Annotated in this window: 14 protein-coding genes and 2 pseudogenes; all 16 read left to right on the top strand. The window is 68.8% G+C overall.

What is annotated here, in order from left to right:
- Window positions 1–497, top strand: a pseudogene (locus tag ON27_RS31045) (hypothetical protein); the annotation flags it as partial.
- 5 nt (window positions 498–502) lie between these two features.
- Entirely contained in the window at window positions 503–1,297 is a 795-nt protein-coding gene (locus ON27_RS31040) for a hypothetical protein (RefSeq protein WP_043735723.1), read from the top strand.
- Between the two features lie 102 nt (window positions 1,298–1,399).
- Window positions 1,400–2,233: a class I SAM-dependent methyltransferase gene (locus ON27_RS31035; RefSeq protein ID WP_051047153.1), complete on the top strand. Its 834-nt coding sequence runs from the start codon at window positions 1,400–1,402 to the stop codon at window positions 2,231–2,233.
- 51 nt (window positions 2,234–2,284) lie between these two features.
- Window positions 2,285–2,857 carry a hypothetical protein gene (locus ON27_RS31030; protein WP_043735721.1) on the top strand — a complete coding sequence of 191 codons (573 nt, stop codon included), beginning with the start codon at window positions 2,285–2,287 and terminating at the stop codon, window positions 2,855–2,857.
- Window positions 2,858–2,903: 46 nt separating this feature from the next.
- Window positions 2,904–3,332, top strand: coding sequence for a hypothetical protein (locus ON27_RS31025; protein ID WP_043735719.1), 429 nt, complete (start codon window positions 2,904–2,906; stop codon window positions 3,330–3,332).
- Window positions 3,333–3,541: 209 nt separating this feature from the next.
- Entirely contained in the window at window positions 3,542–4,780 is a 1,239-nt protein-coding gene (locus ON27_RS31020; RefSeq protein WP_043735714.1) for a hypothetical protein, read from the top strand.
- Window positions 4,781–4,846: 66 nt separating this feature from the next.
- Entirely contained in the window at window positions 4,847–5,065 is a 219-nt protein-coding gene (locus ON27_RS31015) for a hypothetical protein (protein WP_043735712.1), read from the top strand.
- Between the two features lie 184 nt (window positions 5,066–5,249).
- The gene (locus ON27_RS31010; protein ID WP_043735709.1) at window positions 5,250–5,561 is read left to right on the top strand and encodes a hypothetical protein; all 312 of its coding nucleotides are present in this window, start codon (window positions 5,250–5,252) and stop codon (window positions 5,559–5,561) included.
- A gap of 104 nt (window positions 5,562–5,665) precedes the next feature.
- On the top strand, window positions 5,666–7,582 hold the full coding sequence (locus ON27_RS31005; RefSeq protein ID WP_043735706.1) for a ParB/RepB/Spo0J family partition protein: 1,917 nt from the start codon (window positions 5,666–5,668) through the stop codon (window positions 7,580–7,582).
- Window positions 7,583–7,681: 99 nt separating this feature from the next.
- Window positions 7,682–8,017 (top strand): hypothetical protein, encoded by a 336-nt coding sequence (locus ON27_RS43375; RefSeq protein ID WP_043735704.1) that lies wholly within the window; start codon window positions 7,682–7,684, stop codon window positions 8,015–8,017.
- Window positions 8,014–8,886: a bifunctional DNA primase/polymerase gene (locus ON27_RS30995; protein ID WP_157227470.1), complete on the top strand. Its 873-nt coding sequence runs from the start codon at window positions 8,014–8,016 to the stop codon at window positions 8,884–8,886. The genes ON27_RS43375 and ON27_RS30995 overlap by 4 nt, the downstream gene beginning before the upstream one ends.
- 31 nt (window positions 8,887–8,917) lie before the next feature.
- A complete protein-coding gene (locus ON27_RS44195) occupies window positions 8,918–9,685 on the top strand; it encodes a hypothetical protein (RefSeq protein WP_063711399.1) in 768 nt (255 codons plus the stop codon).
- Entirely contained in the window at window positions 9,682–9,849 is a 168-nt protein-coding gene (locus ON27_RS43370; protein ID WP_157227469.1) for a hypothetical protein, read from the top strand. The genes ON27_RS44195 and ON27_RS43370 overlap by 4 nt, the downstream gene beginning before the upstream one ends.
- Window positions 9,850–10,091: 242 nt before the next feature.
- Window positions 10,092–11,120: a tyrosine-type recombinase/integrase gene (locus ON27_RS30985; RefSeq protein ID WP_051047154.1), complete on the top strand. Its 1,029-nt coding sequence runs from the start codon at window positions 10,092–10,094 to the stop codon at window positions 11,118–11,120.
- Window positions 11,117–11,443 carry a helix-turn-helix domain-containing protein gene (locus tag ON27_RS30980; protein ID WP_043735698.1) on the top strand — a complete coding sequence of 109 codons (327 nt, stop codon included), beginning with the start codon at window positions 11,117–11,119 and terminating at the stop codon, window positions 11,441–11,443. Before ON27_RS30985 ends, ON27_RS30980 begins: the two co-directional genes overlap by 4 nt.
- 962 nt (window positions 11,444–12,405) lie before the next feature.
- Window positions 12,406–13,264: pseudogene (locus tag ON27_RS43365) on the top strand (hypothetical protein); the annotation flags it as partial.

Raw genomic sequence — 13,264 nt, 5'->3', positions numbered from 1 at the left:
AGGAGTTTCGCCTCTACCGCGTCGGCGGCACCGGCCACGGGCCCCACCACGATCTGGCGGTCGCGGTCACCGTCCACCAGCTCGCCGTCGACCCGCCCTGGCGCGGGCTGCTCGACCACGTCCTGTTTCTCGCCGAACTCGGCCTCGACGGCCGCCTGCGCGCCGCTGGCCCGCCGGACACCATCGCCACCGTTGTCGCGGCGGCAGCGCGCACCGAATTCCGCTACGTCGTGACCGCGACACCGGAGAACACCGACGATCTCGACCAGGTCGAGGGCATCACCGTCGTCACCCTCACCGATCTGCGGGCAGTCCTGACCTGGCTCGAATCCCTCTCGGTCGAGCAGCCCGGATCCGCTGCGGCCTGCCCGGCATCGCCAGGAATGCGCATCGCCCACAACCTCGGTCCCGCCCGGGTCCGGCAACTGCGTGCAGTCCTCAACCGCGGCGAGGTCGAGGAGGAGCACGCCCTGTACCTCGGCGACGACAACCGCTGACCCCGGTGGCATCGCGCACGAGCGACGGCATCGACTCGTTGCTCGCCGACCTCGTCGACGCCGCCGAACAACGGCTGAGCGACGTCATCCCAGACACTCCTGACCACCCCGCGCCCGCGGGCGCCCACTTGCGAGGAGATCGCATGGGTTCGACCGGGTTCCGGGTGCCGGTCGATACCGACACCCACCGCTTCGTACTGGACAACCTGCGCCAGAACCTGCCCACCGGGCACCTGCTGGTCGCGCACTGCCGCGCCGCGCTGGGCACCGGCCGCCGCCACGGCGGCTGGTCCTATGCCCTCTACGCCGCGATCGCCGACATCACCACACCGGTGACGGTGTCTGCGCACGTGCTGCTCTACCAGCGCCACCACCGCGGCGGTGTCTCCGAGATCGTCGTCAAGCACCTGCACGAGACCGAAGGCCCCGGCGATCACCACGGCGTCACCCGCCGCGTGCTCGACGCGCTCACCCCCACCGACCATCCCGACGCCTGCCAGTGGCGGGCCGACGCGCTGCGCCACCACCGCGCCCTCGCCACCGCCCGCCGGACGGTCGGCGCGGTCATACGCCTGGACCGCGCCTACACCTACGGCCACGGCATCGGCGCCGTGCAGCAGGTCCTGGTGTGCTCCCCGACCCTCTGGCGGCGCGCCCGGATCACCGACACCGGCGTGGAGATCGACAGCCGCGAACTGCGTGCGGCCCCTGGGTGGGCCCTGCGTGAATTCGAGATCCTGCACGCACCGGCGAGTCCGCGCCACCCACCGCGCGGACCTGAACTTCGGCCCGCCTCCTGAGCGCATTCCGGTCAGGGCCGGCTCCGTTTCCTCGTCCATTCCCCTTTTCGCCGGACCCGGCTCGGGTGCGGCGTCTTTCCTGTGTTCGGAGGTTGATCTCTCATGGGCAGACTCACTCGTGCCGAGGCCACCGCGCATCGCGAAGCGCTCGGGTTGGCCGGTCTACGCCGCGACCTGGACGAGGAGGAAAAACGCTTCGTCCTGGCCCACTATCAGGAGTCGGCCAGCCAGGCCCGCCCCGTCGAGGGCACGTTCTTCACTCCGACGGATCTGGCCGACTGCATGTCCCTGGACGTGGTCGGCAATCGGGTGATCGACCTGTGCGCCGGGATCGGCGCGCTCGCCTTCGCCTGCCGCAACCCCCTCGAGCAGGCTCGTGGGCTGCCCGCGCGCGAAATCGTATGCGTGGAATCGGATCCCGAGTTCGTGGCGGTCGGGATGAAGCTGGTTCCGGAGGCCACCTGGGTCTGCGCCGATGTGTTCGAGGTGGGGCGGCAGCGGTGGCGATTGTTCGACACCGCGATCGCCAACCCGCCCTTCGGCCCCCGCCCCCGTACCGGCAACGCCCCCGGCTACCGCGGACCCCGCTTCGAATACCACGTCATCGCACTCGCCTCGCACCTGGCCCGCCACGGCGTTTTTCTGGTGCCGCAGACCTCGGCGCCTTTCCACTACAGCGGAAGCCAGGAGATGCTCCAAGGGCAAGGCGACGCCGAATACAAGCGTTTCTCCTCCGGCACCGGCATCGTCCTCGAGCCCGGATGCAGTGTCGACACCGCCTTCCACGACCCGTACTGGCATCAGCCCGCACCGCGCACCGAGATCGTCACCACCGAGTTCGGTGACACCGCCCTCGCGCGCCACCGACGCGCCCGCAGCCGAGCACGCGCCGGTGCCGTGGTGGCGCCGTGGGACCGGGCCACCCGCGCCAGCTGAAAAACCGCCAGCCCCTCGTACCCGCCGATTGGACAGGAGCCCGGATTCGTCATGCCCACACCAGGTTTCAGCCTCAGCACCGACACGAACTCCACCGATTACGGGGCCTCCTACACGCTGTTCCGCACCGACGAGGCACCCCTGACCGGGACGGTGTTCACCGACATGGGCGAACACACCGTCCTGGTCGACGGCATCCCCGAACGCCGGTCGATGGTGATCGTGCGGTTCTTCGGCCTGCGCGCCCACGGCGAGCCCCTGGGCAACCCGCGGGTACTGGCCCGGTTCGTCCCCCGAGAGCCCGGCCGCGGGGCCGCGGCCGCGGTGTGCCTGGGCGAGCCCGGACGCCTGCACCTCGAACTGGGCCATCCACTCACCACCGCCGATGCGGACCTGCGGGAACTGGTGTCCGACACCGTCATCGCGATCACCGCCGAGTTCCTCACCGACGACCGTGCCGCCCGCCATCGCCACTTCTGCGCCGATGCGCGCCGCCAAGACGCCGCCACCGCACTCGGGACCATCGACGTGCTCCAGCAGCGCGGCTACCGGCGTCTGGCCGCCGCCCGCGCCGAGGCCGACGCGGCCTGGGCGCTCGTGCAGACCCTGCGCCAGCAGAACTGACCCGCGCCGATCCGTACTGCTGATCGCAGCCACCCGAGGAGTTTCAATGATGCTCGACACCGACCTGACCCTCACACCTGCAGTGCTGGCGGACCTGCGTGCGGTCCTGGCCTATGCGGAGATCGGGGAGGAACGCGACTACGACGAGTGCGACCCGCAGGACCGGGCGTATCACATTCTGCACCCGATCCGGCGCCTGTCCGCATGGCTCGCGGGTGCTGCGGCTGCGAAGACATCCTTCGTCTACATCCAGCAGGGCGGCGCGAGCAGAGAGTTCTACCTGCATGCCTTCGACACCGAGGCCGACGCCGAGGCGGGCCGGCAGGACAAGGATTCCTTCGGCACCACCGCGATCGTGCGGATTCCCGGCCTCACCTCCGAACAGCTCGACGCCGTCGACGAACTCATCCAACAGATCGACAACCTCGTCTTCGACGTAGCGGCCGAGGCCGACCCGCTCACCCCTGACACCTGAACCGCACTCACCAGCCCGAGGCGCACGCAGGTCACCGCGCTCGAGCGACCTCACGCGCCCGACGCCTTCGCCTATGGCGAGGCGCTCGAATCGGCCCGTGCTGTCTGTGATCCCTGCAACTGCCCTTGCGCCCCTTCCTGCACGTGACACCCGCCGCACCCGGTGGGTGTCGCGTCGTATACGCCTGTCCCAGAGAGGAATACACCGTCATGTCGATCGCCTCGTGTGTGCGTCACGCCGAGTTGGGAGACCTCGTCGGTCTGCTCAACGATCAGCAGGCCGCCAAACTCGACGTCCTGGCCCCCGCGTCGGCGCTGCGCGCCTGCGACGGGCTGTTGCAGCTGTCGGGGGTGGAGCCGGTCCTCGACGACCGCGGCGTCACCCCTGTCGATGGCCTGTATCGGCCGACCGGTGCCGCGGATTCGCATCTGGGGTCGAAGCTGAAGATCCCCGCCGGATACCTCAAGTCGCTGCGGGAGATCCAGCGCACCGACCTCTACGACGCCAACGTCAACGGCCTGCTGCACGGCCCGACCGATCCGCGCCTGCCCGGCGGGCCGGACGAGCGCTCGTTCCTGCTGCGCCTGTTCACCTCCTCCACGCCCGGTGAGCCGGGGGTGTTGCGGGCGGTGCTGTCGGACCGCTACGGGATCATCGACAACCTCGACGTGCTCACCGCGGTGCTCGACGGTATCCGCCTGGCCGACACCGACGTCACGGTGCGCTCGTGTGATCTGTCGGAGTCCTCGATGCACTGCAAGGTGTATTCGCCGAAGATCCGCACGCTCGCGCCGACGTTCCTGGAGAACTATCGGACCCCGTTCGCCAACCCCGACCTCGAGGCCGAGCGCCGTCGTGTGGCCGGGCAGATCGAGACCGGGCGGCGTCTGGCAGCCCGCGAGGGCCGCGGCTACCGGCCCGGTTCGGAGCCGGTGGTGTTCGCCGGGTTGCGGTTCTCCAACTCCGAGATCGGCCACCACGCGGTCACGTTGAAGCCGGAGCTGGTGGTGCAGATCTGCGGCAACGGGCTCACGCTGCCGTTGTTCGCGTTCACCAAACGCCACGTCGGGGACCGCCTCGAAATCGGCGGCACCCGCTCCTGGTCGCGGGACACCCAGCGTAAACGGCTCGCGGTTATCACCGCCGAGACCCGCGACAAGGTCTCGGAGTGGATGTCGCCGGAGTTCCTGACCGCCCGGGTCGAAGAACTCGAGCGCCACGCCGGGACCCCGGTGACCCAGCCCGACCGCACCCTCGAGGTCGTGTCGAAGAAGCTCGGGTTCACCGAGGACGAGCGCTCGGGGATTTTGTCGCACTTCATCGCCGGGGGACAGCTCACCGCCGCCGGGATCGCCAACGCGGTCACCAGCTACTCCCAGACCATCCCCGACCCCGACCGCGCCGACGACCTCGACGACCTCGCCCTCACCGCGATGACCCTCGTCTGACCCGCACCCGAGGACCACTCTCCCGCTCGATATCCCTGTCCCTGCTTTTCCGAAGGAGTTACGCCCGTGGCCGAAACCGTTGTTCTGACCCGTACCGAATTCGACACCGCCGAGCACTTCGGCGCCGCCGGCGCGGTGACCGCGCTGGGCCCCGACACCGTGGACCGCTGGCGCGAGCAGTACCCGGACTGGAAAGCCAAGCACTGGGGCTACACCGACCCCGAATCCCCGCACGGCGCCCGGTACCTGCGCCCTATCAACGTCGCCCCCCGCCCCAAGAAGTAGCACCCCTGTCCCGACCGCCCGCACGCGGTCGGAAGCAACATCCGCAGGCCCGGGACCGCTGGCCGTTGCGGTGTCCCCCGATCTCGCCACCGGCCACGCGGTCACCGACATCGCGCGGCGACCGCGACCTCGTGTTGCTTCGCGCCGACAGAACCCCCTCCGAACCCTGGAAGGACATCTGCCCATGACGAAGAAGAAGCGAGAGCTGCGACTGCCCGCGGGTTTCGACGCTGTCGAGGACATCCTCGGCCTCGACGCCGAAGGCTGTGTCGTCATCAGATTCGCCACTCACCACACGGCGGTGCTGACACCGTGCTGTCACGCCAGCGGCAAGGGCAGCGCCGATTCGATCTCCGGGGTCGTGTGCCGCGCCTGCTACCGCGACGTGCACCACAAACACGGCGGCATCGATGCCGAGATCGCCATCGCCCGCGACGACCTCGACATCGTCATCGATGGCGACCCCCCGAACCTCACCAGGCCCGCGGGCGCTTAGCCCCCGCTTTCGCCCCATCCATCGAAGTCCCGTCCCATGAGGCAGGGACCAGCCAGTCCAAAGCTGGCCGGTCCCTGCCTCTTTCACGATAGGAGCCCATCTCGATGCCCACCGACACCGACACGCCCACCACCGACACCGACATCGCCGAGCATGCCCCCGCTGTCGACCCGGCACCCGGTCCCGCCCCCACCGACACCGAACACCGCGGCTCGGACCCCGGCGAAGCCGACACCGACGAGGCACCCGGGTCCCTCGACCGGTTGTGCACCGGCCCGACCGTGAATCCCGCCCTGCTCGAGATCGACAAGAACGTGCGCGAGACCTTCCAGCTCGAGGACCACCCGGAAGTCACCGAGTCGATCCGCGAACACGGTGTCCGGGACCCGATCCTGGTGATCCGGATGCCCGACGGCCGTCTGGTGGTGCGCGACGGGCAGGTCCGAACCCTGACCGCGCTGGCCTACGAACTGCCCGAGGTGCCGGTCTACATCCGCGATTTCGACCCGAGCGTGGACACCAACGAGGCCGAGATCGAGCGCATCACCGAACAGATCACCCTCAACGACCGCCGCATCCCGCTCACCAACAGCGACCGCGCCGCCGGGATCGCGGCGATGCTCGACCTCGGCGCCTCGGTCACCCGCGTCGCGAAGGCGTTGCAGACCAAACGCGACGAGGTCAAACTCGTCGGCAAGGTCGGTACCTCGCCCACCGCGCGCACTCTGATCGACGACGACCAGTACGACCTGACCCACGCCGCGGTCATCGCCGAATACGAGAACGTCGGCGACCTCGACGCCGTCCGGCGGCTGCTCAACGTCCGCAGCGGGGTGTTCGACTACGAGGCCAACCGGATCGCCGCCGATCGCGCCGAACGCCGCGCCTACCTCGCCGACGCCCTCCCGTATGCCCAGGCCGGGCTCGGGATCCTCACCGACTACCCCGACCTCGATGACGCCGAGATGGGACTGTTGTGCGCGGGCGAACTCATCGACGCGGACGGCAACGCCGTCGAATTCGAGCACATCCGAGCCCACCCCGAAGCGTGGCTGGCGTGGTTCGAGATCGCCGAGGAACAGGTGTGGGTCGAAATCGAGTCCGGCCATATCGTCGACCCCGACACCGTGGACTGGGATACCCGCGATCAGCCCGACGCCGAGCCCGCCGAGGGGTTGCGCCACGCGCGCGAAGTCGAGCAGCGCGACCAGCTGCTGTGCGAGTACTTCCTGCCCCGCGACCTGTTGGATGCGACAGGGTTGCGCGAACGCGTCGACACCGAGCCCGACAACGCAGACGACACCGACACCGACACCGCTGCCGGTGAGGTCGGTGAGGGCGAGCACCTCGGCGAGCGCGGTACCCGTTTCGGTCAGGTCGATCAGGAGCAGGTCGCCGCGGATCGGCGCGCCGCCGCCGAAGCGGCAGCCGAAGCCGCGGCGCAGGCGGCCGAGATCGAGCGGGCCGCGCGGCGGCGGGTCCGCGAACTCAACAAGCTCGGTCTGGCCGCCAAGGCGACCCGTATCGAGTTCGTCACCCGGCTGCTGGCCCGCAAGACCCCGCCTACCCAAGCCGCGTTGTTCATGACCCGGTCCCTGCTGGCCGATCCGGGACTGACCGGCGAGTACCACGCCTTCGACTCCGCGCTCAAGCTGCTGGGCATCGAGGGCTACCGGTCCCGCCTCGACATGCTCGCCACCCTCGACACCACCAAACCCGCCCGCGCCCAGGTCATCGCGCTCGCGCTGGTGCTGGGTGGCTACGAGCACCGCGCCGACAAGGACCTGTGGCGCTACACCGAATCCGCCGTACGCCGCTACCTGAGCTTCCTGCGCGAACTCGGCTACCCGCTGGTCCCGGTCGAACTCGCCGCCCTCGGCGAGATCAAGGCCGTCGACATCGACATCGACAACCCCACCGCCACCGGCGAACCCGGCGACACCAGGGCCGATGGCGTCGTTGATCTCAACGCGGACGAGGAGACCGAGGCCAACGAGCAGGACCTGCCCGACGCGGCCTGACCGTCTCGGCATCCCCGCGGTCCCGGTGCGCCCGGAAGAGTTTCGGGCGCACCGGGGCCGCGTCCCGGCCTTCTCCGGCCTTCTCCGAAGGAGTCAGTTGTGCGCACCCCCGACGAACCCGCCATCGACGCCCTGGCCCGCACCGACGACAACGGCTATCGCGCCCGCAGCCTGTGCCTGGTCGACGCCCAGCCCGCCGACATCACCGTCACCGTCGAGGCCGACGGCGGCTTCCGCGCCACCGTGCGCGTGTTCGACCAGATGAGCTTGTCCTGGCATCTACTGCTGCGCGCCGACCATCTCGACTACCCGCGCCTGCCCGCCGACCCCGACCCGCCTGCCACCCTCGAGGCGGTCTGTGCACGCGTGCGCGAGTTGCACGCCACCGCAGTGTGGATCGCCCGCACCGCCCGCCACGTGGGACCGCGGTGGTGACCGCCACGTCGGCGCAGGCCGACGTCGTGGACCTGCGGGCATCCGCTCTCGACATCGCGGCGCGCGGGTGGCCGGTGTTCCCGATCCGGCCCGGCGCAAAGAAGCCGCCGGTGTTCAAACGCTGGCCCGACCACGCCTCCACCGACCCTGCCCGCATCAACCGGTGGTGGGATCAGGACCCGGCCCGCAACGTGGCGATCGCGACCGGCCCGGCCGGGTTGTGCGTGATCGACCTCGACCCCCGCCATATGAGCCCGCCCGCCACCGGATTCGCCGACGCCGTGGCCCGGCTCGACGCACGCTCGAGCGCGCCGGTGCCGGTGACGTGGACGGTGGCGACCCCACACGGCTGGCACCTCTACTACCGGGCCCCGCAGACGCCGCGGTTGCCGTGCAGCATCGGCCGTCTCGGGGACGGGATCGACACCCGCGGGCACGGCGGCTACGTCATCGCGCCCGGATCACGGACCCGCCACGGCGACTACATCGTCGCCACCGACCACCCCGTCGCCGAACTGCCTGCCGAGCTCGTCGTTCTGCTCACCCCGCCACCACCCGCGCCCACGATTCGGTCCTGCGCGGGTGCGACGCACCCGGACGCCTACCTCGCGGCCATCCTCGCCGGGGAAGCCCACCGCGTCGCCAGCGCACGAGTCCATCTGCGCAACCACACCCTGTTCCGGTCCGCGCTCGTGCTGGGACGGCTAGTGGCCGCCGACGAGATCAGCGAACACCACGCCCGCACCGTGCTCGCGGACGCCGCCGCGGTGCACGTCGGGGTCGAGGGCTTCACCAGCAGCGAGGCGGATCGCACTATCGCCAACGGGCTGCGCTACTCCCGCTCCCGCCCACGCTACCTGCGCCGATGACCCATCGACCGCAGCTGGAAGGAGAGACATCATGCCGGATCCGAACGTGGAAGTCGTGGTGGTCCGTGACCCGTCCGCCCAGACCTGGGTGTCGGTGTATGTCGACGGCGTCGTCGCCGACTGCCGATCGGTGGTGATCGATGCCGGTCACGGCTGGGAATGGGACGACTGGCGCGATTTCCGCGACGCCACCCTGGCCGAAGCCAGCAGTCCGGCCTGCCGCGCCGAGTTGATCGACGCCTTCGACGACCCGCCCGGCGGTGAATACGTGCTCGGCCGAGACCGCAGGCACTGGCTCGACGGGGTCGAGGCCGAGGACCGGCTCGCTTCGCGCTATCGGCTCACCGGACCACGCGCGGTCGCGGTCACCGTGCCCCCCGACACCGATATCGACGCCTTCGCGCTGACGTATCTGCGCGAGCACCTGCCCGAGGGGCAGCGGTTGCTCCGCAGCGATCGCACCCCGGCCGCCGACACGGTCGCGGCCTGGGCCACGACCAGCTGGGACACGGTGTTGACCGCCGCGATCGCCGACACCACCGGCGAGGTCACCGCGCATCAGCTGCTCTACCGCCTCGCCCGCAGCGGCGGGTCCGGCGACCGGGTCCGGGTCGAACTGGCCCACCGCCACGAGATCGAGGGCAGTGACTATTACCGCGGGCTGGACCCGGCACTGCTCACCGCGCTCACCCCCGCCACCCGCAGCCGCGCGCGCATCTGGCGATGCCTGGTCCAGCGATCCGCCGCGGCACCGCCCACCGATACCGGCACCACCAGGAAGGACACCTCACCGCGATGACCTGCGCCAAACTGTGGTTTCCCCGCGCCGACGTACTCGACCTCGCCGAGCACGCCATGGCCGCCGCCGAACACTCGCTTCCGCCCTTCGACAACACCGGCGTGGGGTCGCCGTCGCTGATCTGGGTCAAAGACGACGGCATCTATCTGGCCAGCAACAAATAGGCGGAATTGCATCCAACGCAACAATTGGTTACATGCGAGACCGTGATATTACCTGGTCAGGGCGGTGATCGGTGGAGCGAGTCGGTGATGTCCGGACTCTCCCAACTGCGCCTGGACACGCGGCACATCAATGTTGCATCGATTACAACGCTCATGTGACCTCGCAGCCACCTGGTTCGGCGCAGTTGGTACTGGCGGGAAACGTGGTCCATCTGGACCCGGCTCCGGCGGTTTTGGAGGCGATGCTGGAAGGCTGGCGCCGCCAGCAATCGGCTCGATACCTGAAGGATTCGACGATCGGGCCCCGTTTGCGCCTGATCCGGCGGATGGTCGCGTTCACCGGCTTGTATCCGTGGCAGTGGACTCCGGCCGAGGGCGAGGCGTTCATCGATCAGCTGCGGTGCGGCGATGCGCCGCGCGCGGTGTCGACGGCGCGGGGTTACGAAGTAATGATCAGCCTGTTCCTGGAATTCCTGCTCGATGCCCGCTACGGCTGGATTCGGGTGTGTGAGGAGCGGTTCGGTGAGGTGCCTGCGCAGGTGTTCCACGAGGGCAACTCGATCCTGCACCGGGTCGACTACGAGGGAGATCCGCGGCGTCGCCCGCTGAGCTACGACGAGATCCAGGCCCTGTTCGACGCGGCCGATGCCAGGCCGGGCCGGATCGTCGAGCGCGGCGTGAAAGGCGCGCTCGGTGCGGCCCGCGACGCCGCGGTGCTGAAAACGGTCTACGCCTACGGCCTACGCCGCACCGAGACATCGAAACTGGACCTGGTCGACTTGCGCCGAAATCCAAAAGCGCCACAGTTCAACGGATTCGGATCGGTCATGGTCCGCTACGGCAAGTCGTCGAAAGGGTCGCCGCCCAAGCGGCGCACTGTGCTGCTGGTGCCGGAAATGGACTGGATTGTCGAGGTTCTCGACTACTGGCTGACCGATCTGCGGCCCCGGTTCTCGCCGGGCCGGCATCCGGCACTCTGGATTACAGAACGCGTCGGCCGGCTGTCGCCGCGCTCGATCAACGAGGCGTTCGTCGCGGCCAAGCGCGCCGCGGGCCTCGACGAGCACCTCGATGTCCACTGTTTACGGCACTCTTCGGTGACGCATTGGACCGAATTCGGTTATCCCCCAAGGTTTGTCCAGGAACAAGTCGGTCATTCGCATGCGGCCACGACTGCGATCTACACCGGCGTGTCCGACGAGTTCCGCAACCGGCTGTTGCTCGCTTCACTCAAAGGGCGTCTCGGCGCCGAATGGGATGTGATGGCATGAACAAGAAGATGGGTTACCGCTGGCGGCTGCGGGATCTGATGGCCGATCAGCAGATGTTCCAGACCTCGAATCTGGTCCCGTTGCTGGCCGAACGGGGCATCGTGTTGTCGCGTGAGCAGGTCTATCGGCTGGTCACCAGCCCGCCGCAACGGCTGAGCATGGACGTCCTGGTCGCGCTCTGCGACATCCTCGACTGCACCCCCAACGACCTCATCGAGCCCGAGGTCCTCAATCAGCAAATCCGCAAAACCGCTGGCGCACAAGCGGAACCGACTCCAATCACGGTCCGCCGCACGGTGATACGCAAGCCAGGCAAGCAGTGACCCGCCCACGACACCGCCCGGGAGCCCTGGCCGCCGCGCGGGAGCGACTGATCGGCGTTCTCCGGCAGACGATCGGCCCCGACCTGATCGCGGAGTCCGCGCAAACCATGCTCGAGCAAGCCAAAGCCTGGAGTTCGGTCAGCGCACACGCGTTGGATCGTCATATCGCCGAGCATCCGGACGCGTTCCTGGCTCCCTCGCCGCACTGCCCGATGTCGTTGCTGCGGCTGCTGAAAGCGATCGGGGCCGCAGGATTCGGCGACAGGGTCGTGCTGCTGGGCTGCGCCCGTTGCGGACGGACCGACCGAATCCTGGACAACCTCACCCCCGAGGGACGATGTTGCCGACGCTGCGTTGTCCGGTTGCGTCCTTGCGCGCGTTGCCATTCCGATGGTGAACTCGTCGCTCGCCGTTCCGAGGGGATGATCTGCCGCCGCTGCTACACCAAAGACCCGGAGTTCATCACCGAATGCGCGGGCTGCGGCCGCATCCGGGTGCCGGCAAAACGGCTCGACAACGGCGACGCACTCTGCCAGACATGCATTCCCAAACGAACACAGCCGTGTTCGCACTGCGGCCGCGCCCGGCCCGTTCACGCCTACAGCTCGAAGGGACCGAGCTGCCGCGCCTGCCACACCACACCACCGAGGCTCTGCGGCATCTGCGGACAGATCCGTCCGATCGCCGCCCGCGCCGACGGCAACGGCCGCCCCGACATCTGCCGCGGCTGTTACCGCAACATGGGCGATTGCGTCGTCTGCGGTCAGCACCGCCACGGCGGGAAAGTCGGCGGCGGCAAATTCCAGTGCAGTTCTTGCAGTCCCAGACCGATCCGCGCCTGCACGCTCTGCGGAGTGATCGAACGCACGAACACGACATGGCCATTAGGACCGGTCTGTCACCGCTGTTACTACCAGCGACGCGCAAACCCTGCAGCCTGCAGCGCCTGCGGACACACGAGAGTGCTGGTCGGACCCGGCGAAACCTGCGCGGCCTGCGCGGGATTCGACATGAATCTCACCTGCCGGACCTGCGGGCAGGAAGGCCGCAACATCGCCGACGGCCGCTGCGACCGTTGCGTCGCGACCGACCGAATTCGCGACCTGCTCTCCGACAAGGACGGAACGCTGGTTCCTGCTCTCGAGCCGCTCGCCGAAGCCCTCACCTCGGCGAATCCAGGATCAGTGCTCTGCTGGCTCCACCGCAGCGCTTCCTCACGACTGCTGGCGGGCCTCGTCGTCGACCGGATCGCAATCTCCCACGCAGCACTCGATGAACTGCCCCAAGACCCCAGCACTCGACGAGTCCGCGACCTGCTGGTCACCACCGGAATCCTGCAGCCCCGCAACGAGAATCTGGCCCAGCTGCAACTCTGGGTCGAACGCACCACCTCGGCCCTACCGCGCCACCACCAGCCCGTCATCCGAGCTTTTGTCGAATGGCATGTCATGCGCCGCGCCCGCCAGCGAGCCGATCGCAGACCCTTCCGCGAGACCGCGGCCGCGCAGGCCCGCCACCGCATTCGCACCGCTGGCCTGTTCCTGCAATGGCTCGACACAACCGACACTCCGCTGGGCGGGCTCACGCAGCACCACATCGACACCTGGCTCGACGCTAACCCCGGCAAACGCGCTGTCATCGCCGTGTTTCTCGACTGGCTCCGACGACGCCGCCTCATCGGCGACATGGACATCCCACGACGAAAGGACAGTCTGCCCAAGCAATTCCACGATCAGGACGAGCACGAGAGTCAGCTGCGCCGATGTCTCATCGATGACTCCATTCCTTTGCCGGTCCGGGCCGCTGGCGCGTTGATCAGGC

The organism is Nocardia asiatica NBRC 100129 (assembly GCF_000308415.1).
GTDB classification, from domain to species: Bacteria; Actinomycetota; Actinomycetes; order Mycobacteriales; family Mycobacteriaceae; genus Nocardia; species Nocardia asiatica.
Note: the sequence above shows the minus strand (reverse complement) of the source record. Positions and strands in the feature narration are given on the sequence as shown.